This is a genomic window from Nostoc sp. CENA543, from assembly GCF_002896875.1.
Taxonomy (GTDB): Bacteria; Cyanobacteriota; Cyanobacteriia; order Cyanobacteriales; family Nostocaceae; genus Trichormus.
Genome location: NZ_CP023278.1, coordinates 2,965,221 through 2,987,306, shown reverse-complemented (window position 1 = coordinate 2,987,306; position 22,086 = coordinate 2,965,221). Strand labels below are relative to the sequence as shown.

20 protein-coding genes are annotated in these 22,086 nt (G+C 41.0%); 7 read left to right on the top strand and 13 right to left on the bottom strand.

The genetic code is table 11. The features are described from left to right. Nucleotides 1–158: 158 nt before the first annotated feature. Complete coding sequence (gene trxA, locus CLI64_RS12320) at nucleotides 159–491, bottom strand: thioredoxin (RefSeq protein WP_103137503.1); 333 nt, start codon at nucleotides 489–491, stop codon at nucleotides 159–161. 81 nt (nucleotides 492–572) lie between these two features. Here trxA and CLI64_RS12315 point away from each other — a divergent pair, with 81 nt between their 5' ends. Next, nucleotides 573–893 (top strand): helix-turn-helix transcriptional regulator, encoded by a 321-nt coding sequence (locus CLI64_RS12315; RefSeq protein ID WP_103140691.1) that lies wholly within the window; start codon nucleotides 573–575, stop codon nucleotides 891–893. A 128-nt stretch (nucleotides 894–1,021) separates the two neighbouring features. Here the strand turns inward: CLI64_RS12315 and CLI64_RS12310 are convergent, their stop codons facing one another. Together CLI64_RS12310 and CLI64_RS12305 are read right to left on the bottom strand one after the other, a co-directional pair. Beyond that, the gene (locus CLI64_RS12310; protein WP_103137502.1) at nucleotides 1,022–1,564 is read right to left on the bottom strand and encodes a hypothetical protein; all 543 of its coding nucleotides are present in this window, start codon (nucleotides 1,562–1,564) and stop codon (nucleotides 1,022–1,024) included. Nucleotides 1,565–1,757: 193 nt separating this feature from the next. Further along, complete coding sequence (locus CLI64_RS12305) at nucleotides 1,758–3,107, bottom strand: OB-fold nucleic acid binding domain-containing protein (RefSeq protein ID WP_103140690.1); 1,350 nt, start codon at nucleotides 3,105–3,107, stop codon at nucleotides 1,758–1,760. A 217-nt stretch (nucleotides 3,108–3,324) separates the two neighbouring features. Here CLI64_RS12305 and gatA point away from each other — a divergent pair, with 217 nt between their 5' ends. Both gatA and CLI64_RS12295 read left to right on the top strand, forming a co-directional pair. Then, nucleotides 3,325–4,782 carry an Asp-tRNA(Asn)/Glu-tRNA(Gln) amidotransferase subunit GatA gene (gene gatA, locus CLI64_RS12300; RefSeq protein WP_103137501.1) on the top strand — a complete coding sequence of 486 codons (1,458 nt, stop codon included), beginning with the start codon at nucleotides 3,325–3,327 and terminating at the stop codon, nucleotides 4,780–4,782. 180 nt (nucleotides 4,783–4,962) lie between these two features. Further along, nucleotides 4,963–5,643: a polysaccharide deacetylase family protein gene (locus CLI64_RS12295; RefSeq protein WP_103137500.1), complete on the top strand. Its 681-nt coding sequence runs from the start codon at nucleotides 4,963–4,965 to the stop codon at nucleotides 5,641–5,643. 294 nt (nucleotides 5,644–5,937) lie between these two features. Here the strand turns inward: CLI64_RS12295 and CLI64_RS12290 are convergent, their stop codons facing one another. The 3 genes from CLI64_RS12290 to CLI64_RS12280 form a co-directional block, all read right to left on the bottom strand. Beyond that, nucleotides 5,938–6,279, bottom strand: coding sequence for a helix-turn-helix transcriptional regulator (locus CLI64_RS12290; RefSeq protein ID WP_103137499.1), 342 nt, complete (start codon nucleotides 6,277–6,279; stop codon nucleotides 5,938–5,940). A 232-nt stretch (nucleotides 6,280–6,511) separates the two neighbouring features. Beyond that, nucleotides 6,512–6,952, bottom strand: a complete 441-nt coding sequence (locus CLI64_RS12285; RefSeq protein ID WP_103137498.1) for a hypothetical protein — start codon at nucleotides 6,950–6,952, stop codon at nucleotides 6,512–6,514. A 590-nt stretch (nucleotides 6,953–7,542) separates the two neighbouring features. Further along, entirely contained in the window at nucleotides 7,543–8,937 is a 1,395-nt protein-coding gene (locus CLI64_RS12280) for a proton extrusion protein PcxA (RefSeq protein ID WP_103137497.1), read from the bottom strand. 245 nt (nucleotides 8,938–9,182) lie between these two features. On the opposite strand from CLI64_RS12280, the gene CLI64_RS12275 reads away from it, so the two are divergent. Both CLI64_RS12275 and msrA read left to right on the top strand, forming a co-directional pair. Next, complete coding sequence (locus CLI64_RS12275) at nucleotides 9,183–11,369, top strand: hypothetical protein (protein ID WP_103137496.1); 2,187 nt, start codon at nucleotides 9,183–9,185, stop codon at nucleotides 11,367–11,369. 136 nt (nucleotides 11,370–11,505) lie between these two features. Next, nucleotides 11,506–12,174, top strand: coding sequence for a peptide-methionine (S)-S-oxide reductase MsrA (gene msrA, locus CLI64_RS12270; RefSeq protein WP_103137495.1), 669 nt, complete (start codon nucleotides 11,506–11,508; stop codon nucleotides 12,172–12,174). A gap of 170 nt (nucleotides 12,175–12,344) precedes the next feature. Here msrA and CLI64_RS12265 read toward each other — a convergent pair whose 3' ends face one another. Next, nucleotides 12,345–13,559, bottom strand: a complete 1,215-nt coding sequence (locus CLI64_RS12265; protein WP_103137494.1) for a serine/threonine-protein kinase — start codon at nucleotides 13,557–13,559, stop codon at nucleotides 12,345–12,347. 162 nt (nucleotides 13,560–13,721) lie between these two features. Here CLI64_RS12265 and CLI64_RS12260 point away from each other — a divergent pair, with 162 nt between their 5' ends. Then, the gene (locus tag CLI64_RS12260) at nucleotides 13,722–15,257 is read left to right on the top strand and encodes an NAD(P)/FAD-dependent oxidoreductase (RefSeq protein WP_103137493.1); all 1,536 of its coding nucleotides are present in this window, start codon (nucleotides 13,722–13,724) and stop codon (nucleotides 15,255–15,257) included. An 82-nt stretch (nucleotides 15,258–15,339) separates the two neighbouring features. On the opposite strand, the gene CLI64_RS12255 is transcribed toward CLI64_RS12260, so the two are convergent. Further along, entirely contained in the window at nucleotides 15,340–16,290 is a 951-nt protein-coding gene (locus tag CLI64_RS12255) for a class I SAM-dependent methyltransferase (protein ID WP_103137492.1), read from the bottom strand. 202 nt (nucleotides 16,291–16,492) lie between these two features. Then, a complete protein-coding gene (locus tag CLI64_RS12250; RefSeq protein WP_103137491.1) occupies nucleotides 16,493–16,717 on the bottom strand; it encodes a hypothetical protein in 225 nt (74 codons plus the stop codon). A gap of 124 nt (nucleotides 16,718–16,841) precedes the next feature. Here CLI64_RS12250 and CLI64_RS12245 point away from each other — a divergent pair, with 124 nt between their 5' ends. Then, nucleotides 16,842–17,078 (top strand): hypothetical protein, encoded by a 237-nt coding sequence (locus CLI64_RS12245; RefSeq protein ID WP_103137490.1) that lies wholly within the window; start codon nucleotides 16,842–16,844, stop codon nucleotides 17,076–17,078. Nucleotides 17,079–17,525: 447 nt separating this feature from the next. Here CLI64_RS12245 and CLI64_RS12240 read toward each other — a convergent pair whose 3' ends face one another. The 4 genes from CLI64_RS12240 to CLI64_RS12225 all read right to left on the bottom strand — a co-directional run bounded on the left by CLI64_RS12240 (nucleotide 17,526) and on the right by CLI64_RS12225 (nucleotide 21,991). Continuing rightward, nucleotides 17,526–17,903, bottom strand: coding sequence for a hypothetical protein (locus CLI64_RS12240; RefSeq protein ID WP_103137489.1), 378 nt, complete (start codon nucleotides 17,901–17,903; stop codon nucleotides 17,526–17,528). Between the two features lie 534 nt (nucleotides 17,904–18,437). Next, nucleotides 18,438–19,499 (bottom strand): NAD(P)/FAD-dependent oxidoreductase, encoded by a 1,062-nt coding sequence (locus CLI64_RS12235; protein ID WP_103137488.1) that lies wholly within the window; start codon nucleotides 19,497–19,499, stop codon nucleotides 18,438–18,440. A gap of 487 nt (nucleotides 19,500–19,986) precedes the next feature. Continuing rightward, nucleotides 19,987–20,574 carry a hypothetical protein gene (locus CLI64_RS12230; RefSeq protein ID WP_103137487.1) on the bottom strand — a complete coding sequence of 196 codons (588 nt, stop codon included), beginning with the start codon at nucleotides 20,572–20,574 and terminating at the stop codon, nucleotides 19,987–19,989. A 208-nt stretch (nucleotides 20,575–20,782) separates the two neighbouring features. Continuing rightward, a complete protein-coding gene (locus CLI64_RS12225) occupies nucleotides 20,783–21,991 on the bottom strand; it encodes an acyltransferase family protein (protein WP_103137486.1) in 1,209 nt (402 codons plus the stop codon). Between the last annotated feature and the right edge of the window lie 95 nt (nucleotides 21,992–22,086).

Below are 22,086 nucleotides of genomic sequence, written 5' to 3'. Positions count from 1 at the left end.
AGGAACTGGTAATTTGGTTATAAATTGTTACCTATTACCAGTCCTGATTGCATCGATAGCAATTTAACAAGATTCAACGGATTGAAGTCGCGAGAATTTTACAGCCGCTATATTAAGCGGGGTTGAAATTCTCCATAAAAAGCCGACTTTTCCACTGATTAATCTTGTTGAATGTGCTGAGTTAAGGTCTTAGTCAAACTATTTTTCGCGACAGCCCCCACAACTGTATCGACTTGTCGCCCTCCCTTGAATACCATCAGAGTAGGAATGCTACGAATACCGTAATGACTAGCAACAGTGGGATTTTGGTCTGTGTTTAACTTTACTACTTTTACCTGTCCTGCGTATTCGCTAGCAATTTCATCGACAACTGGAGCTACCATCCGACACGGGCCACACCAAGGGGCCCAGAAATCCACCAATACGGGGATTTGGCTATTTAGCACTTCTTGCTTGAATGTGGCTTCTGTAACATTGATGACGGATGACATAGTTGTCCTCCTGATTTAATTCATTTATTCGATATTATCGAATAATAAAAATATATGCCAATTTAAGAGATAATGCAAGTTATGAAATTCTTATATCATCCAGACCGAAAAGATATTACATTACCCGGAGTGTTGTACGCGCTAGGTGATCCTGTGCGCTTAGAGATGGTGTGCTTGTTAGCAGCCAAAGGTGAGCAATGTTGTGGAGACTTTGACTTTGCGATCGCCAAGTCTACCATGTCGAACCACTTTAAGATTTTGCGAGAGTCGGGTGTAGTGTTTAGCCGCAAAGAAGGGACACAGCACATCAACAGATTGCGGCAAGAAGAGTTAGAAGAACTATTTCCTGGGTTACTAGATGCAGTATTGCGATCGGCGAAGTCAATAGTCAATAGTCAATAGTCAATAGTCAATAGTCAATAGTCAATAGTCAATAGTCAATAGTCAACCGTCAATAGTCAGCACTCATTACTTATTACTCATTACTCATTACTTCTCCCTTGTCTCCCTTGTCTCCCCCACACCACCACTTATTGATAAATCCTTTTATAGCTTCTCCGCCATTTTTCTAAGCTATCTATGGATATAGACTTAGTTAAAACATTGGCACTATCGCCACGCCAATCTACTTCAGGATCTGTGGTGAATACCCCACATTCCAATTGTTCAGGGTGAATACTCCAGTATTGACTAAATCTACTTTTTAAAGTGATTACTTGCTCAAAAACTTTATTTCTGTGCTTATTTCTGCGTTTTCTTTCTGTCGCGCCTGTTGCTTCTGTGTCGATAAATTTCGTCTCAATTAAAAATAAATTACCTTGGAATGTTAAATAAACAAAATCACATTTTCCTAAGTCTGTATAGTCAGCTATTGGAGACTTTTCAAACAACAATAACTCATAACATGAGGGAAATAAATCACGAATATTTAAAAATAGATAAGCCTGCAAAAGCAGTTCTTTATCATAAGGAAATACAATCACCCCTTCAAAAAACTGTTTAATGTCTTCGTGGGTTTGGGGTTGAATTTTTTTGCAATAAGACACAAACTTACTTAAGTCATTAGCGATCATTAAGTTTCAGCTCCTTCCCCTACCTCTTGCCGAAGTTGTTATGGCATAAAAAAGTACCATGCCCTTGAGGAAATCATCATCCGCACAAGTAACTAAAAATAGTATTCATTTTGATGACTTCTACGGTAATATACTGGGGGCTTAGGGACTGGTGATTGGGGATTAGGGATTGGCAGGTAAACTACACTTTTTTCTAACTACCGATTAAAGGTCTTAAATGTGCGGGAAATCTGGCATTTTGTAAGGCTTGTACGGTAATTCGCGCATCTTGTACACAAAATTGCCAACCTAGTCGGACTAATTTCCGAGAATGTTCAGTTTGTATAATTCCTATCACTGGCATTTTGGCTTTATCTCGATCCCCTGACTGTTCTTGTAAAATTGTTTTCAACCGATGTAGTTCTTCTATATTGGACGCTTGTTGGGGATTTAATTCCACCATAACCATTTGTACTGTTTCTACTGGTTCGGCATCATCAACGATTAATTGCAGTTGATCGTCGCGACGGTCTACTTTACCCCAAATGATAAATCTAGCATCAACTTGTAGTACAGAACTGACACGTTCATAGGTTTTAGGAAACACTACAGCTTCAGTTTGAGATGTTAAATCTTCTATTTGCAAAATCGCCATTGGATCGCCTTTTTTGGTCATGACTTTTTTCACGCCGTTGAGCATGGCGACTACACATAATTTTGTATCTTCTCTTTGTTCTCCGAGTTGAGAAATATTGATTGGTGTTAAAAGTGGTGCAACTTGTCTTAAAGATTTGAGGGGATGATCAGAAACATAAAAACCTAATAATTCTTTTTCCATTCGCAATTTTTCTTGCGGTGGATAGTCATTTACAGGTTTAGCTTTTGGTGCAGTTTCAAAGGCATTATTCGATTTTTTATCATTACCAGCAGCGAATCCGCCTAATAAATCAAATAAATTACCTTGACCAGTGGCTCTATCTTTAGCACGAGATTGCGCCCATTCATAAACTAATTCTAAATCGTGCATTAATTGTTGACGATTAGCTTCGATTTTGTCGAAAGCACCGCAATAAATCAACGATTCTAGGGTGCGGCGGTTGACAGTGCGAAGATCCACGCGATCGCAAAAATCAGCTAAAGATTTAAACGCGCCTCCCTGTTCACGCGCTTCGATAATAGCAGCGATCGCATTTTGTCCCACATTTCGCACCGCCGAAAAACCAAATAAAATTTTTCCACCCACAGGCGTAAAATCCACCCCAGAACGATTAATATCAGGTGGTTCAATTTGGATATTCATACTGATACAGGTGGAAATATATTTCTGCACCTTATCTGTATCACCACTGTTAGCTGTCAGGAGTGCAGCCATATATTCCAGTGGGTAATTAGCCTTTAAATAGGCAGTTTGATAGGTAACATATCCGTAGGCAGTTGAGTGTGACTTATTGAAACAATTAGAGGCAACAAAGCCATTTTTAATCACAAAATTGTGATCACGCTCAACGCCTATATCGTAGACATTTTCTTTACTTATATACTTGCGAGTAATAATTTTAACCATAGTGGGGGTTGGGGATTGGGGACTGGGGACTGGGGAAAAGGTAGACAAGGTAGACAAGGTAGATTTTACCTCAATGCCCAATGCCCCATGCCCAATTCCCCATGCCCCATGCCCAATGCCTCATGCCCCATGCCCAATTCCCAATTCCCCATGCCCAGTACCCAGTCACCGTCAATATGTACTAAAATCAATGACTTGAGTCACTAAGAGAGCAATCATGGCATCCATCCGCGAGTTGCACGAACAACTAGTTAAAAAAGAACGTTCTGCCGTTGAAATTACCCAAGAGGCTTTAGACCGGATTCAAGCGTTAGAGCCAAAATTGCACAGTTTTCTCCACGTAACGGCACAAAAGGCGTTAGAACAGGCTAGTGCTGTGGATGCCAAAATTGCCGCAGGTGAGGAAATTGGCTTATTGGCGGGAATTCCCATTGGTGTCAAAGACAATATGTGTACTAAGGGGATTCCTACTACTTGCGCTTCCAGGATTTTAGAAAATTTTGTGCCACCTTATGAATCAACTGTGTCACAAAAACTGATTGATGCTGGGGCGGTGATTGTTGGGAAAACCAACTTAGATGAATTTGCAATGGGTAGTTCCACTGAGAGTTCTGCCTATCAAGTCACGGCGAATCCTTGGGATTTGTCGAGAGTTCCGGGTGGTTCATCTGGGGGTTCAGCCGCCGCCGTCGCCGCCGATGAATGTGTGGTTGCGCTGGGTTCTGATACTGGGGGTTCAATTCGCCAACCTGCGTCTTTTTGCGGTGTGGTGGGACTTAAACCTACCTATGGTCTGGTGTCCCGTTATGGTTTAGTGGCTTATGCTTCATCATTAGATCAAATTGGCCCCTTTGGACGCTCAGTAGAAGATACTGCGATATTATTAAATGCGATCGCAGGTTATGACCCCAAAGATTCCACCAGCCTGAAAGTCGAAATTCCTAATTACGCCGCCACTTTAAAACCAGACCTCAAAGCCAGAAGTAAAACCCGAATTGGTGTCATCAAGGAAACCTTTGGTGAAGGTTTAGACTCAGTTGTGGAAAAAGCTGTTACTAAAGCCATTGAACAACTACAGAGTTTAGGCGCAGAAATTCATGTGATTTCCTGTCCTAACTTCCGCTATGGCTTACCTAGTTATTACATCATCGCCCCCTCAGAAGCATCCGCTAACCTCGCCCGCTACGATGGTGTGAAATACGGCTGGCGCGCCTCAGATGCGGATAATCTCCTGTCTATGTACAAGACTACCCGCGCCCAAGGATTTGGCGCAGAAGTCAAACGCCGGATTATGATTGGTACATACGCCCTATCTGCTGGTTACTATGATGCTTATTACCTGAAGGCGCAAAAAGTCCGTACCTTGATTAAGCAAGACTTTGAAAAAGCCTTTGAAACCGTTGATGTGTTAGTAACTCCCACAGCACCAACCACAGCATTTAAAGCTGGGGAAAAAACCACTGATCCCTTGAGTATGTATTTAAATGACTTGATGACAATTCCTGTAAACCTTGCTGGTTTACCAGGGATTAGCCTTCCCTGTGGCTTTGACGAACAAGGACTACCCATTGGTTTGCAACTCATCGGCAAAGTTCTCAAAGAAGACCAACTATTACAAGTTGCCTACGCCTTTGAGCAATCCACAACTTGGCATTTACGTCAACCAGAAATTTAAGGGCTTCCAACTTGAAAAATATACTATCACTTTGATGGCAAGGGGGCAGGGGGCAAGCAGGAAGTGTGGGAGGGGTGGGAGGTGTGGGAGGGGAGGATAGGGAAGAAATATTTCCCCCCTCTCTCCCCACACTCCCCACACTCCCCCATCTTCCCAGTCCCCAATCCCCAATCCCTTTCCATGCAACTCGCACCACTATTCCCCATCGCTTACCGTCTTCTCCAACCCAATTTTCCCCAGTGTCTGTGGTGTGGAAATGGAGAGACTAAAACCATCGCCTTGACTTTTGATGATGGGCCTCATCCCCAATACACCCCCCAGGTATTAGCCGTTTTAGACCACTACAACATCAAAGCTAGCTTTTTTTGGTTGGGTATTTGTGTGAATCGTTCACCAGATGTTGCCAAAGCGGTGAGCGATCGCGGACACTGGATTGGGTTACATGGTTATGACCACCGTTCTTTTATCAGACTCTCGCCCTTAGATCTCAAAGACAGTTTAGAAAAAACCCAAACTGCTATCTATCATGCTTGTGATCTTCCACCTACCCAAGTCCGTGACGTAAGACCACCCAATGGTTTATTTCTGCCCCAAACTCTCAAATTCTTTTTACAATGGCAATATCGTCCAGTGATGTGGAGTGTTGTGCCAGAAGATTGGGCTAGACCTGGAGTCAATCAAGTAGTGCAGCGTGTGACTAAGCAAGTAAAAAATGGTTCCTTGATTGTTTTGCATGATGGTGTTTGCGGCGGACAAGATGTGGCAGCTACAATTCAAATCCTCATCCCTACACTACTACAACAAGGTTATCAATTCGTGACTATTGATACTCTCTGGCAACAAGCTCAAAGTATTTCCTAGAAAAATAGAGCGACTAGAAAAAACCAAATTATGTTAATAAATGTAACAATAATAGGATTCAGTTCGTAGTAAGGACTTTAGTCCTTTTCTGTTCGCGGAGTGTCTCTTTGGCGCAGCCTCTCGGAGATAAGAAAGAACTAAAGTTCTCACTACAAACCTTTACTTAGATCGCAGTAGAAATTAGGCTACCTGTGGGAAGGATCGCTACTCACAATCCTTACCCACCTCAAAAAAATTGGCATCAGATAGGTGATGTTATTGCCAGGTTTTGAGGTTGAATTCGCCCCTAGTGTTTTAGGTACTTTTAGCTTGTGGCTGTTGAGCTACTTCTGTATCTGAAGTATTGACTGACACAGGCTCTTGATTTCCTAAGAGTTGATGCAGGTCATTGAGTGAGGTTGGTTTGCCTACGTCCCCATCTATAGGCTCATTAGCATACTCTATTAGGTCTTCCACTTGACAATTCAAGGCTTTACAAAACCTAATAATTCTCTCAATATGGTCTGTCCCAGTCCGGCCGCTTTCCCAGTTTTGAATAGTGCTTTCAGTCACGCCGACAAGGCGGGACAATTCAAGCTGGGTCAGCCCTGCTTTTTCTCGAAGCAAAGCGATCCTTGGTTTTGGCTTTTGTTTCACAGCTACAGCACTTTTATCTATCTATAGTCGTAGATCCTAGCACCAAAGAAAACCTGCGCCTATAAAATTACTAAAAAAGTTTTGTATATTCATGAAAATATTTTACAGACTGGCACAACAGCCAATTTTTTCCGCCTCTGAAGCTATAGATCAAAAAGTAGGTGTGTAGGGGTTGCAGATGCTTTGGGACTCGGCACTGGGTAAGCATAATTCACCCCAAATTGCACTATTTTTACAGCGACACTTGGAACTGTGTTTCCAAATTTACACGTAACCACAAGTCCCTAAAACGCCAGATATAGCCAGAATTTACTCTATCTGTAAAATCTTCTACTTGATTAGTAATAATTGCATCCAATTGATAATGTTTCAAACACATTACCTCCACAGCAGATTCAAAATTTTTGATAGAAGATATCCGTGCTGCTTTAATAATGCTTTGATCAACGACACAAATTTGCATTTTTTCTCTTAGCCAGTCAATTACTATATCAGCATGAATATTTTGTAAACAAGTTGCATAAGCATAAATCTTTTCTAGTCCTACATTAGTTAAATACAGTTGAATTGATGGCTCTACTCTATCTAATAATTGGCTGACATCAACTGTTAATTCAGTGCGATTCATTAAAGCTTCTAATATTAAATCGGTATCAATTAAAATCCTGAACACTTTCTCAGTTTCCTTTAATTTCCTATTTCCACACGTCATAGATAAACTAGATTATTTAGTCTCAATAGATTCAAAGATATTTTTGTTGCTCACAATAATTTAAATCACTATTGAGAAAAATTACTAATACTAGTTTTTTAGGTAATTGAGAGAAATTACAGAGTCGTTATATCCTAATCAGATATCCAGCCCATTCTACTTAGGACTAGCTTGAGGGTAACTGACTACTGATTTCTGAATGCTTATGTGGTAGATACAACCTGAAATGGTGATATTCCCGTAACTGCAAAACTAGCTCAAAATCAGGAACAAAATATTTGTCAACATTTAGACACTATTATTCCTACTCTTCAGTTTCCTAGAGTAGTTGCCAAGTATAACTACTGGCATTTTTGACAACAGATTTACACAGGAATAACAGGATCTAGATGACGCAAGATTATTTTTGATAGTTCCAACAATATACAGCAGAGTTAAAAAAATATCCCCGACTCTTCCAAAAAGTCAGGGTTATAAGTGCATTAATCATCAAAAATCAAGTCAGGTGATTATCAAGTAATTAGAGGATTTGAGAGAAATCTTTAGTTAATTTATTCATTCATATTTTTGTATGTAGCTACGGCGGAAGGCGATATCCGGTTGAGATAGCGGAAAATCCAATATTTAAAGATAGTGTCTAAAATTACGGGGAATGTCGCAATAAACAAGTAGATAAAGTCTCGGTTTGCTGGTAAACCCCAGTGACGAGTGACACCTTCGAGAATGACTTCCCAGCCGTGGGGAGAGTGGAAGCCGACAAAGACATCCGTAAATAAGATAATAATAAATGCTTTGGCACTATCACTCAGTCCATAAACCACATTATCAAAGAAATCTTTTAACACCATAATAGAAGACTTGCTAGCAATCAGTAGCCAAATGAATGCAGCCACAGAACAAATATCTGCAAAAACATTTTTAATTGCATTAGCACTTTCCCGGCGGAATTCCTCTGCAACTTCCTGCGCTTTGGTTTGTATTTGTTTTTCTATTTCCTCTGAAGAAAGTGGTGGCGCATTACTAATTAAGTTTTCAAACTTGATTCTTTCTTCAAACCTTTGGACTGTTAATAAAGCTTTTTCTTCCATTTCTTCATTGAGAAATATTTGCTCAGTGTGAGCAGTTCTGAAGCGTTCTACAATAGGGCCTACTAATAAAGCTTTTGATAATTGATGAGTTAAAAGTGGTATAATAATAATTAGTAATATAAACCGAATTGAAATAATAGTTCGCCGTTGTGCTTGGCGAAAATTCTGCACAACATCCTGTTCAGAATTAGGGTCTAACTCAATTTGTAAACGGCCAATTGTACTTAAAATTGAACGCGGCAGAATCCCTATAGAATCTGCTTTAGGGCGTTTTCTTTGATTTTGTGCTGAGGATCTACCAAGATTTTGCGGTGGAGATGTCGGTGCATATATTCTCTCTACTAAATCGTTTTTATTAGATTTAATTATACTGGGAGGATAATTAGGTGATACTTCAGAATTTTGCCCCTCAACAGTTTTATTCAGAGAAGTCTGATTAAGACCATTAGATGATAGAATTTCTTGCTCAAGATTAATATATTTGGTAGTAATATCATCAATTAACTTTAACTTATCTAAAATTTCTGTAGGTGTGAGATACTCTATACCAGTTTTTTGAGCAGCTTTTTGATGAGATTCGTTAGAAAATCGGCGACTAAATCGAAATTCAGTCAATCGCATCCTCACCAGCTTTAATTGTTTTTTAATATCAGACTCAAAATAATCCATAACACTACTGCTATAGATGGCTGAATTGAAGTCTATTGTATTACCATTAAAATATTCATCCTCTATGGCTTTGATTTTTAAGGCAGCTTTATAGGCTTCTTCTAAGGAGCGTTCTGGTGTCTGTAAATACCATCTGTAAGCCGATAGTAAAAAAGGATAAATTTTTTGACTAAAAATCGAGTTTTGCATTGTCAGTAATTTTCCAGAAAATATTTATGATACTAGTATTTGGTCTTGACGCAGTTGGGTACATTTATATACAGTTTTTTCTGCCTTTTTTAGCTGCCTGTCTTCTATTAAGAGCTTACACAAATAATTATGACCGTGCTTACTTTCAAAGGGACAGCAATTAAATCAGCTTGATATATTATTTATTGATTACTAATTTTAAATTAACACCAAACATCATCAAAAATCTATTCAGGAGATGAGTAGTGGTTTTTCATTCTATTTGGATTGTTGGGAGTAGTCGTAGTGGGAAGACTAGCCGATTAATAGAACAATTTAGTATTTGGTTACAAAATAGAAAACAAATATATGAATTATTTTATACTAAAAGAGCAAAATTGCAAGCAAGCACTTACATGCCTCAATCAGAGTTACTCCAGCAAGCCAAACCGGGAATTTTGGTTTTGGCTGCCAATGATGATAATCGGCGAGAGTTGGGGGATAAAATTGTTACTAGCACTCAAGGCAAATATCCAGTACGGGTAAGAACACCACTAGGTTTTTTTCAAGATGAAGTAATTTTATTTTGGCCTTTACTGATTGACCTGCTGCATTTAAAAGCACATTTTCCTGTGCGCTTGCGGCCGGAAACTGAGCAAGAACTAGCAACTAAACTGTGGAGAAACCAATTAGATGAAGACACCTTAAAACTTGTGGGAGTAAATGAGTACCGCTTTGTGAGGCGCATCTTAGACTTAATGCAGTTAGCGGCTTATAGTGGAACACCATGTGAGGAAATTGCAGGTATTTTGCAAACCAGTTTAGAGGAAAATAGCGGCAATCTAAAGCCAGAATTTATGGCAGATTTACTGGTAGATTGGCGAAATTGGTGTTTAGAGAGGGGCTTTCTAACCTACGGGATTATTACTGAACTTTTCACCCAGTATTTATTGAAGAATGAGCATTATCAACAGTACCTAGCCAACCGTTATCAAGCAGTAGTAGCGGATGATGTAGACGAATATCCTGGGATGGTGCGTAATTTGTTGGAATTGCTCTTAGATCAAGGTGCAGTGGGTGCGTTTAGCTACAACCCTGATGGGGGGGTGAGATTGGGATTAGGGGCAGATCCCGATTATTTGGCAGGGTTGGGGAGGCGTTGTCAGGTGGAAACTTTGCCAGGGTTTGCACTGGATTCTCTAGCTGATAGACTAGTTGCGCCGATGGTTGGATCATTAAGTTCACCAATGGTAATGTCAGATTTACCATCAGTGGTGCAGTCAATCCAAACTACCTCCCGTTCTCAATTGTTGCGTCAGACAGCAGAATTTATTGGTTATGCGATTAATTCTGGATTAGTTGCAGCCGAAGATGTGGCAATTATTGCTCCTGGTTTAGATGCGATCGCTCGCTATACCATAGTAGAAATTCTCAGTAAGCAGAATATTACTGTGCAATCACTCAATGACCAACGCCCCTTAATTAGTTCTCCAGTCATTCGGGCATTGCTGACTATGCTGGCTTTAGTCTATCCCGGCTTGGGACGCTTGGTAGACCGGGATGCCGTGGCTGAGATGTTAGTTGTTTTGAGTAGAAAAGCAGAATCATCAGAAACTCCGGCGGCACTTTCTCCCAATATCGACCCAGTCAGGGCAGGATTGATAGCAGATTATTGCTTTGTTCCTCATCCCGAACACCCCAACCTCCTACCAGTCAAAACCTTTGAACGTTGGGATCGAATTGGCTATGCTGCCACCACAGCCTACACAGAGATTTTACAGTGGATAGAAAAACAGCGATCGCAGCAAGAACTCCGCCTGATTCCCAGCCCTATTTCCCTTTTAGACAGGGCAATTCAAAACTTTCTATGGAATGGTAGTAATCTTCCCTACGAACAACTGGCAGCTTTAAGAGAACTACTAGAAACAGCCCAACATTATTGGGAAATTGACACCAGATTAAAACAAACCACAGCAAACACCCCAGACGCAAATCATCGCCTCATCAATACAACTATTGCCGAATTTATTCAACTCCTACGTCGGGGGACAATTACTGCCAACCCATACCCCCTACGTTCCATCGGTAAACACTCAAAAGCCGTTACCTTAGCCACTATCTTCCAATACCGTGCTAACCGCAAATTTCACCGTTGGCACTTTTGGCTAGATACTGGTTCACCCCTGTGGGCAAAAGGTGGGGCAGCAACCTTATTTGGTGCGCCAATTTTCCTGCAAGATAGACTAGGACAACCTTGGACAGCCGAAGATGAGAGGTTAGCAGAAGAAACCAGACTACAGAGAATTCTGCACGATTTACTCTCCCGTGTCTCCGAAAGATTGTATTTGTGTCACAGCGACTTAGCCGTCAATGGACAAGAACAACTAGGGCCTTTGTTGCAGTTGGTTCATGCTTGTATTCCGTTGGATGTGAAAGAGAGTATAGGGGTTTAGGGGTAAATCAATTCAAAATTCAAAATTCAAAATTCAAAATGAAATGCCCCAATACCCAACCCTGCTATCTAGTCAGCAGAAACACTAAAATATTAAGTAAAGTAAAAACATCTATAAAAAATCAGAGTAAAAATCAATGGGACTTTTTGGATTCGGCAAAAAGCTGGCAATGCCTTCTCCTGAACAGGCTTTACCAGGCAGAACACAAACTATGCCTGTACCTGCACAGCACTACGTGAATAATCACCCCCTCAAACCACCTTTTCCTGAAGGTATGGAAACAGCATTGTTTGGTTTGGGTTGTTTTTGGGGCGCAGAACGGAAGTTTTGGCAAAAAGAGGGAGTTTACAGCACTGCGGTAGGTTACGCGGCTGGTTACACACCCAATCCCACTTATAAGGAAGTGTGTTCTGGTTTGACTGGACACAATGAAGTTGTGTTTGTGGTCTTTGACCCCAAAGTGATTAGTTACGCTGAATTACTGAAAGTCTTTTGGGAAAGCCATGACCCCACCCAAGGAATGCGTCAAGGTAATGACGTAGGTACTCAATACCGTTCGGGAATTTATGTTTATTCCGAGGAACAAAAAAAACTAGCTGAAGCTTCACGGGATGCTTATCAAGAAGCCCTTAACCGTGCGGGATACGGGAAAATTACTACAGAAATTCTGGATGCTCCTGAATTTTACTATGCCGAAGATTATCATCAGCAGTATTTAGCGAAAAACCCCAATGGTTATTGTGGTTTAGGTGGGACAAATGTAGCTTGTCCTGTAGGTTTGATTGAATCAAACGTGAACGGGTAATACCAATTTTGGATTTTGGATTTGGGATTTTGGATTGAAAACCTAGATTCTTAGCCTATTCCCGAATCTTGAAACAATACTACTTATCCCAATTCAGCATAAGAAGAAGGTAAAAGGTAAAAGGTAATATTTCTTGAATTTTTACTTTTTACTTTTTACTTTCTCTATGCTTAATCAAAGATTTCTTTGAGTGTATAAAATGCAAGCACCCATAACATCATACTAATGGGTGCGCCGATTAAAACACCAGCGATCGCCCAACCTCTTTGATGGGCTTTAAATTGTTCAATACTCCGCCACCTTCTACTTTTCCACGCCCATTCATTACCTTTTGCGCCGAGTGAGATTGTCATTACCCAACCAATATAGGGTGTAAAACATAATAGTCCCAGCCACACTTGGTTACTCCATAACCAAAACCAAGGTAATAAAAAAGCCCCCCAATTCCAGCCTTGAATTTCCTCTGGAACTGGTTCTAACGTGTTAATAATTCCACAACCAGAATTATTGATAAACATTTTAGATGGTAGACGGATCAGGTTAGAAGATTTCACTTCTAAATGAGGATATTCTTCCTTTAAACCATGTTTGAGTGTATCCAAAGCTTGACTTGCATTATTAAACCGTTTTTCTGGTGCTGGTTCTGTTAATTTTTCCAGCCATCTGATCAAACCAGGACTCAAACTAACTCTATTACTAAATTTTATTCGCAAATCTTCTTGGGGTAATTCCGCAGGAGAAACACCAGTTAAAAGATGAATTAAAGTAGCTCCCAGTGCATATAAATCTGAAGCCGGAACAGCACGACCACCATATTGTTCCATTGGTGCATAACCGTAAGTACCGACAACAGTAAACGTCACACCTTCTTTTGCAGCTTTATCTTGAACAGCACCAAAATCAACTAAATAAATATGTTTGTCATCACCCAAAATTAAATTACTGGGCTTAATATCTCGGTGTAGAACCCCAGGGTTTAACTCATGTAAATAAGTGAGAATTTTGAGAACCTCAGCCGCAATTTTCTTAGCTTGTTTTTCAGTAAATCTTTTGCCAGCAGCGAGTTTTTCTTTGAGGGATTCACCAGGAATATATTCTTGAACTAAGCCAAACCAGAGATTGCGGTCATCTACACAAAAATAGTCAATGTATTGTGGAATATAAGGGTGATTTAACTGCTTGAGAACCTGGGCTTCCCGTTCAAATAGTTTCAAATCATCCCACTGTACACTACCACCAAAAGCCAAAAGCTTGACTACAACCTGCGAATTTTCTGTATCATGAGCTTGTAAATCTTTTGCTAACCAAGTTTGACGAATACCATTGTTACCTAATTGTTTCAGAACTTGATAACGGTCATGCAATATTTGTTCTACTTGCAGCATTTGACACCTGCTAGCAATTTACGTAAAAAATTCCCCTATTCTTAGGATAGACAAAAAAATTAGAAGCAGGGGGGCAGGGGGCAGGGAGAATGGTGAGACAAGGTAGACAAGGAAGAAGTAATGACTATTGACTATTGACTATTGACTATTGACTAATAACTAATGACTGACATCATCGTAATTGGTAGTGGTATTGGTGGTCTGAGTTGTGCGGCTCTTTTGGCTCGTTATGGGTTAGAGGTGACGGTTTTTGAAAGTCACTCTATACCCGGTGGGGCGGCGCACGCTTTTGAACGTCAAGGATTTAAGTTTGATAGTGGGCCTTCTCTCTATTCTGGGTTGTCTTATAGTCCTTCTGTTAACCCTCTACGACAAGTGCTAGATGCTATTGGGGTTGATTTACCTTGTGTTAATTACGATACTTGGGGCTGTCGTCTGCCAGAGGGTGATTTTGACACCGCCGTGGGAGGTGAGCAATTTTGTGAGGTTTTAGCTAAATTGCGGGGACAGAATGCTGTTCAGGAATGGCGATATTTACAAAAGGTGATGATGCCACTCGCCCAAGCTGCGATCGCTCTCCCTCCAGCTGCTTTACGCTTAGATATGGGTGCAGCTTTGACTGTGGGCAGGTTTGCGCCATCTCTAGCTCAACACGCCGCTAATGTGATTAAATTAACTGGGTCTTTTGACCGGATTATGCGGGGTGTGGTTAGTGACCCGTTTATTCAAAATTGGCTAAATTTACTGTGTTTTCTCCTCTCTGGACTTCCGGCATCGGGAACTAACGCCGCCGAAGTAGCATTTATGTTTGCTGATTGGTATAAGCCAGGAGTTAAGTTAGATTATCCTGTCGGTGGTAGTGGTGCTTTAGTGGATGCTTTGGTGCAGGGACTAGAAAAACACGGAGGGAAGTTAATTTTAGGTTCTCATGTTGAGGAAATCTTGGTCGAAGGTAAACGCGCCATTGGTGTGAAACTCCGCAATGGTGAAGAAGTGCGATCGCGGCGGGCTGTGATTTCTAATGCTGCGGTTTGGGATACACTGAAGTTAGTACCAGCAGCCGCACTACCAGCAAAATTCCGTAACCAACGCCAAGGCATACCTGAATGCGATAGTTTCATGCACCTGCACTTAGGTATTGATGCTCAAAATTTACCAGCAGATTTAGCTTGTCATCATATAGTAGTCAACGACTGGGAATTGGGAATTACAGCACCGCAAAACGTTATTTTAGTATCAATTCCCTCAATTCTCGACCCATCCTTAGCACCCCCAGAGAAACACGTAATTCACGTTTACACCCCAGGGAATGAACCCTACGCAATTTGGCAAGGGATGGACAGAAGAAGTCAAGAATATGAACAGAAAAAGCGATCGCGTGCGGAAGTCATGTGGCAAGCTTTAGAAAGAATCATTCCTGATATTCGTTCCCGTTGCGAAATCTCATTGGTAGGTACACCCCTCACCCACGAAAGATTTTTACGTCGCCATCGCGGCACTTACGGCCCCGCCATCTCCGCCGCCGTCGGGTTATTTCCCGGCCACAGCACACCCCTATCAGGCTTAATGTGCTGTGGCGACTCCACCTTTCCCGGCATCGGTTTACCAGCCGTCGCCGCCAGTGGCATGATTGTTGCTAATAGTTTTGTACCAGTGAGTCAGCATTTGGCTATGCTTAGGGATGTTGGTTTGGGTTGAAAAATTGGGCATGGGGCATTGGGCATCGAAGGAAGAAGGTTTTACCCCTGCCCCCTGCCCCCTGCCCCCCTGCCCCCTGCCTCTACATCGGCTTTTGAGCAATAATCGTCCTATGCCGTGGGTCGCTGGGGACAGTGACTGGTTTTAGGAAGCCCACTTTTTGCAGGGTTGCTTCAATATCGAATGTATAATATTGGTCACTCCACGGCTCAGTGCTTTTCATGAGGGTGAAGAGAACGGGGGGGAGGTTTTGGATGACAGGCGATCGCGGGTTATTATCCACTATGGCAATATAACCGCCTGGTCTGAGCAATCTTCTGGCCTCTGTGAAAATTTCCTGGCTGGCGTAACTGGGGAGTTCATGGGTGACAAACTGGAGAGTTACCAAGTCAAAGGAGTTATCTGGTAAACCCGTCTTTTCTGCCCTGGCGTGAATCCACTCAGCGATTTCACTATTGACATCCCTAGTTCTAGCTACAGCCAGCATATGGGGTGATAAATCTAAACCCACAGTGCGGACTGGATACCTTTCTCGATGCTGGTAATAACGGTGTAATGCCAAAGTGGAAACACCCACAGAACAACCAATATCTAAAATATCCCTGACTTGTTGGGGGCCGTATGTTTCCAAAGCGTCGTGGAAAGTGCCTCTGAGTCTAGCGTGGGCATCTTCCCAAGTCAGGTTTTCTTGCGGCCATACCCGCAGTGCCATCGCGTAGGTAGCTGATTCTGTCTCAAAAGCAGCCTCCCAACACAGATTGCCCTCAGAGTAAGCATGAAAAGGAACTTTGTAATAGTCAGGATAAACAACATTTGGGTTAGTCACTGCGGCTAACAGTTGTTTTGCGCCTGATGTTTGGAGTGCCTCATAATTTTTACGCCAAGGAATCCCATTTTTCTCAGCCGTTTTGATCAGAACTTGTCTAGCTTGGTGTTTCATTACACCGTAAATGGGCTTAGTTTGAATTAACAAATTAACGAAATTGGAGAGTAAACTTTCACCAGCCCAGTCTGGCTTATTCTTTTTGTTCATCAGCGTGGATTTAATGAGGCGATAACTGCAACTACTTAATATTGTAGAGTCCAGGACTGAGACGAGTTCAAAAAATAGTCAATAGTCAATAGTCAATAGTCAACAGTCATTAGTCATTAGTCATTAGTCATTAGTTCTTCTACCTTGCCTACCTTGTCTACCTTCTCCCATACCCCATGCCCAATTCCCCATTCCCCACACCCTATTCCCTTTGACAATCAAAAATCATCACAAAATCAGCATCAGGAATCAGTTGGCGTAAATTTCGCAAATAAACTTCAGCATGAGAACGACTGCGAAAGCTAGCAACATTAATTCGCTGCATATTAGGCAATAAACGGGTAATAACCCAAGAATTTAGAAGTCCTTTGTTAGCAATCTCTAGATTCGTGAATGCAAAATCTTGATAGTTGATATTGTGTCTCATGATCCAACTTTGATATCAATTGTCACAATGCAATGGTGTTAACAACTCATTGCACTTGATTTTTCCTATTTATGGGATTTTGCTTATACACTGAATATGGTAATTTCAACCTCACACGATTTCTATGAAGCCGCAGCCAGACTACACCACCACAACCCGTCCCGGCGATCATGGTACATATACTTCCCATCTACCATCAACATCTGTTAGCCATGCTTGGGGAAGGGTTTCAGATCAATCTCGTGGTGAACTGATCTACGTTGTTGAAATGCGTCAACGCGAATACGAAGAACAAGAATGTTCTCTATTTAGCAACATTGAAACATTCTTCGTAGAAGAAGAACGTCATCAGCTAAGATAATTAGTTTTCTATTCTATTGACTTTAGGGTGTGTAGAATATTGTTAGCTTGTGGCATTAGATACAGCTAATTGAGAATTAGGCAATAACTATTTTTAACATCAGGAATTTCATGGGCGATGATGCTTCGCCTGATTGCATTTGATAGCATCTACTTCAATTTTTTGATCACCTTACACCAATTCTCCAAAATTAAGCAACAGATACAAAGCTTGAAACCAAGATGTTATCTGACTTTCTTAATTGCGAATTGCGTTAGCGTAGCGGGACGTTAGTCCATTGCGAATTGCGAATTGCGAATTGCGAATTGGTATTATTCCTGTTTTGAAGCTTTTGTCAAGAGTTTGGATGCTGACTATCTTGACAAAAGCTTATCTAAAAATTTTGTGGATGCCATTTACCCTTCAAAACACTCAATTTTGCATCCTACTCCAATTTTTGACACCGTGTTAACCAAACCAGTGAGAGGGTTCACACGCAGGTTCTACGGACTCACAAAGATGGTGGCTAATCCAATCTGACTTTTGTTGAAAGATATAGTAAATACCTTGGTGAATTAAGTTTTGTAGATGCAGTTTTTGCTCTAAGGGACTGCGGGGTAACTTCTGGTTAAATACACTGTCTTGATCGCAGCTTTGTGCCTCTGGCTGTGCAGGAGAAAACGCACTATGAAAACATGGAATTCTATTCACAACAAAGGTAATCAATTCTTGTCGTAAGTCAGGAATTGCAAAGGCTTGTTGATAAGGATAATATGAATAGGTATCTAGAACATTTTCAATCTCTCCTACGACTGATTCTTGGGTTAGTTTGACTAGCGTATTCATAAATTTTTAACTCCTGTTTTTATCTTTTCATTTACATGCTGAGAGAAGTAAACAAACTTCCTCAATGACTCTTTAGCAGAGATATTGAGCTTCCGCGCTGAAACGAACTTTTTATGTGGGTAGAATACCACGTATCTGGTTCTACCGATTTTTAGGAATTTGAGATTGTTGACAGCATAAATACTGAATAAATACTCAATACTTGGATAAATTTCCAAATCTCTTTTATTTATATTTTCATTTTTCCAAAATTATGTGATTTTGCGGTAAATCTACATAAAACTCATCATAAGTAATGAGGGATCAATCAAAAAGCAGGGTAAATTTATAAAGAAAGGTTTAACTTAAGCTCAAGTAAAGGTATCTTGATTATTAAGATTCTTAATGCCAAGCTACTAATATCTGATATAAATTAGCTTGGCAATAATGTCTATACTGACTGTTAAATATCATTATTAGTTGTAAGAAAATTTAGTAAGTCACAAAGGAGAGACTTACTATATCGAGCAATCAGTCTAACGATAGATGCAAAAATTAGACGAAATCTTTGAAAAAGTTTACATTTGCTGGGATTAATTGGTCTAAATGTTGGTTAATTTTTTCAGATGCAGCTAGTCCAGAAAGCATTGCACCTTCTACTAAATTGCCACCGCACCAATCTCCACAGCAAACTAAAGGTGCAGTCGTGTCAAATGCTAAAACTTTTTCTGGCCAAGGACTGCGAGGAAAGGCATAACGCCAACGATGTACTTGCATCCATTCAGGAGAGTTTAGCCAGGGTAGGTTGAAAACTTTGGCTGCACACTCTAACATTTGTTGTCCAGTGGGTTGTAAATCTGGTGAATCGAGATGCAGTTGAGCAAAACTAGCATTACTTTGAACTACAAATACAGGTTGTGGTGCTTGATGACGTTTGCTGCTATCTAAACCAATCCAACCCAAGATTTCATTGTCAACAAAAGTAACAGCTTTCCAATCTGGTAGTTGTGATGTAGTGGGATAGCCACTCATGACGCTAATACAAGGATAATATTCGACGGAATTTAAATTCTCTAGCAATGCTGGATTTAAATCCCTCCCCGCCAATGGAGTCAGTAGGGTTAAAGCTTGGGGTGCGGGAATAGCGATGACTAAAGCTTTAGCGGTTAGTTCCTCATTACTAGATTCCAATGTGACGCGCCAATGGTTTTCCGGTGTCAGGTGAAGACCGATCGCACGCTGATTGAGTAAAATATTTAAGTCTTGGGCTAGAAATTTAGCGATCGCACTCATCCCCAAAGGTGCAACATAACGAGGACTACGATTTTGGGGTGTAGATAAACCAGTATGTGTGGTGAATTCGTAGACTGTATCTGTCCATACTTCTAAGATATGGCGATCGCACAATAAATTTATCAAATCCCTGAATAATTCCCCTTGCGGTTTCAGGTAACAAGCACCGTGATCAGCCCTTGTTTCATACAACCGCCGCGTAGCTAGTCTTCCTCCCACACCACGGGATTTATCCACCACCAGCACCGAATAACCCGTTTTACTTAATTGCTGGGCGCAGATTAATCCTGCCATACCTGCGCCGATTACTAAAATATCAGTCATTAGTTATGAGTCAATAGTCATTAGTCATTAGTCAATAGTCAATAGTTATGAGTCAATAGTCAATAGTCATTAGTCATTAGTCATTAGTCAGCAGCGACTAAACGCCGCGCTACCGCTAACAGCACTCATTACTCATTACTTATTACTCATTACTCATTACTTATTACTTATCCCCAATCCCCACGGGAACAACTTAACAAAAAAGCAACGTACCCTGGATATTGGTACGTTGCTATTTAGGTGTTAAATTAGCTTGGCTAATTACACCAATTTTGCGTCACAGCTAACAGATTTAAGTAAGCCGATGCGAAAAAACCAAACTACATTAAGCAATATAAAAATTGGGAAATTCGTTTTGTAGTAAGGACTTCAGTCCTTATTTGAGGACTAAAGTCCTCACTACAAACCTTGAATTATTTACACCGTTCTACTTACATGATTTTCTGTAGCTTGCAGACTAGATAAAATTGGTGTAATTTCCCAATCTTTAGTGAAAAGTAAGCTCAAATAAAGAACCACCATGAGCTGTAGGCAGAGAATAAGCAATTTGATCTAACTGAACTTTGGGGCCTTCTGTATCTAAACTCTTATAGAATGTACCTCTATGCTCTGGGGTAAGCAGGAGTTTAGCAGAATTATATCCAGTAGATAATGAAGAAATAAATACTTCTACGTATCCTCTGACTTCAAAGTTAGCTCTTGCTAATATGCCTTCTTTGAGGATGTTTGGCTGTAGCAAAAATAAACCCGTTTCACCGGCTTTGATAGTTCTTGTAAATCTGATTTTATTGGGAGCAAAATCAGGCTCTAGATTAGCCAATATATTAGTTTCATCAACATCCAAGAAAGCAACAAGTTCTTTAATGTTGACAGGAGGGTTAGAAACTATGGTGAAGACTAGAGAGAAAGTTACATCAAAAGCGTTAATATTACTCAAGGTTAAAAAATAACCTTGAATGACATTACGACTGAGTTTATCAATACTGTCCTTTAAAGATGGTGGTATGGTTGCAGGTAAATTTGCAGCTTTGGGAAACTGGGGTTTAACGAGCAACTCGAAAGTGGAAACTAGCATGAATTTACCTCGATTGAGATTAATTTAGATCAAAGTTAAATCGCGTTTAATCAGACTTTTAGGGGGAATTTTCATCAATTTTCGCCCCTATAGATTTATCAGATTGAACTGACGAGTTTATGCAAGAATCCAAAAAAAATCTCAAGATTTTGTCATCGATGGCAGTTTTCTTGGGTGTGGAAGATGTTCCTCGCCTACACCTCTATGATTAAACCTTCAGAAACCAGCGTTGGCGATACATGAAAACGGCGACAGCCCACCATAATATAACGGTGACTAAGGCAAATAATAGTGAACCATTGAAAGTTCCTGCCCAGGATGCAAAGATATTTTGATATATCCAGTTATAGGTGCTGATGGCGGTTTCGCCTGTACCGATTTTGGTTCTCACTAGGATTTTGATGAGTAATACTGAGGCGACAAAAAGGGCGATCGCATTTAGTCCCATAATTTCAAAAGGTTTACTCCAGCGTCGTATCAGTCTCACTTCAATGAGTTCATAACAAGCTGCGAGTAACAGTAACGCCCAACCACTAGTAAAAACAACATAGGAACTAGTCCACAGTTTTTTATTAATCGGGAATACCCAACCCCACGCCCAACCAATAATTAAACAACCAATGCCAAATAAGGCTAACCCTATGCTAGTACGTGTTTGTACTGCTTGCTTACGTATCCATTCGCCAGTAAAGTAACCAGCCAAAACACTCACTATGGCGGGTATTGTGCTGAAGAGTCCTTCAGGATCTCCCATGAAGTTGAAGCCATCACCTTTGTATAAATGGGCTTTGGGAATAAGCAATCGGTCAATATAAGCTCCCAAGTTGCCTTCTCTAGTTAATACCCCCGCCCCATATTCGGGTACGGGAATATACATCATTCCCAACCAATAGGCGATGAGTAAGGTAGCTGCAATTATCCATTGACCTTTGGGTGGTAATTTGAGGACTATTAGAGAAGCTAGCAGATAACTGAGGCTAATACGCTGCAACACTCCCATAATGCGAAGGCTACTAAAATCAAAAGTCCAAACGCCTTGATTCCAAAAGCCATTGAGAAACAAGCCTAGAATAAACAAAATTGCGGCGCGGCGAAATATTCGCCAGTAAAGGGAGGCAGGGGGGCAGGGGGCAGGGGGCAGGGGGGAAGTTGGATTGTTATCCTCGGTTGCAACTTCGCCCTTGCTCCCTGCACCCCGCCCCCCTGCCTGATTTTGGGTGTATTTAGATAGGGAAAAAGTCATCGCCACACCGACGATAAAGAGAAAGAAGGGAAATACTAAATCAGTCGGCGTGCAACCATGCCAATCAGCATGAGTTAGGGGAGGATAGACATCATCAGCAACTCCCGCCATATTAACGAGAATCATCCCCGCTATGGTAATACCACGAAAAACATCAAGTGAGGTCAGGCGCATGGATGGGATTGTTAGGGGTGTAGGGGATTGGGGACTGGGGACTGGGGAGACAAGGGGGAAGTAATGAGTGCTGACTAATGACTAATGACTATTGA

Coding starts and splice junctions, on each gene's coding strand:
- trxA (WP_103137503.1), bottom strand. CDS start 491: ATGTCATCCGTCATCAATGTTACAGAAGCCACATTCAAGCAAGAAGTG.
- CLI64_RS12315 (WP_103140691.1), top strand. CDS start 573: ATGAAATTCTTATATCATCCAGACCGAAAAGATATTACATTACCCGGA.
- CLI64_RS12310 (WP_103137502.1), bottom strand. CDS start 1,564: ATGATCGCTAATGACTTAAGTAAGTTTGTGTCTTATTGCAAAAAAATT.
- CLI64_RS12305 (WP_103140690.1), bottom strand. CDS start 3,107: ATGGTTAAAATTATTACTCGCAAGTATATAAGTAAAGAAAATGTCTAC.
- gatA (WP_103137501.1), top strand. CDS start 3,325: ATGGCATCCATCCGCGAGTTGCACGAACAACTAGTTAAAAAAGAACGT.
- CLI64_RS12295 (WP_103137500.1), top strand. CDS start 4,963: ATGCAACTCGCACCACTATTCCCCATCGCTTACCGTCTTCTCCAACCC.
- CLI64_RS12280 (WP_103137497.1), bottom strand. CDS start 8,937: ATGCAAAACTCGATTTTTAGTCAAAAAATTTATCCTTTTTTACTATCG.
- msrA (WP_103137495.1), top strand. CDS start 11,506: ATGGGACTTTTTGGATTCGGCAAAAAGCTGGCAATGCCTTCTCCTGAA.
- CLI64_RS12265 (WP_103137494.1), bottom strand. CDS start 13,559: ATGCTGCAAGTAGAACAAATATTGCATGACCGTTATCAAGTTCTGAAA.
- CLI64_RS12260 (WP_103137493.1), top strand. CDS start 13,722: ATGACTGACATCATCGTAATTGGTAGTGGTATTGGTGGTCTGAGTTGT.
- CLI64_RS12255 (WP_103137492.1), bottom strand. CDS start 16,290: ATGAACAAAAAGAATAAGCCAGACTGGGCTGGTGAAAGTTTACTCTCC.
- CLI64_RS12250 (WP_103137491.1), bottom strand. CDS start 16,717: ATGAGACACAATATCAACTATCAAGATTTTGCATTCACGAATCTAGAG.
- CLI64_RS12245 (WP_103137490.1), top strand. CDS start 16,842: ATGAAGCCGCAGCCAGACTACACCACCACAACCCGTCCCGGCGATCAT.
- CLI64_RS12240 (WP_103137489.1), bottom strand. CDS start 17,903: ATGAATACGCTAGTCAAACTAACCCAAGAATCAGTCGTAGGAGAGATT.
- CLI64_RS12235 (WP_103137488.1), bottom strand. CDS start 19,499: ATGACTGATATTTTAGTAATCGGCGCAGGTATGGCAGGATTAATCTGC.
- CLI64_RS12230 (WP_103137487.1), bottom strand. CDS start 20,574: ATGCTAGTTTCCACTTTCGAGTTGCTCGTTAAACCCCAGTTTCCCAAA.
- CLI64_RS12225 (WP_103137486.1), bottom strand. CDS start 21,991: ATGCGCCTGACCTCACTTGATGTTTTTCGTGGTATTACCATAGCGGGG.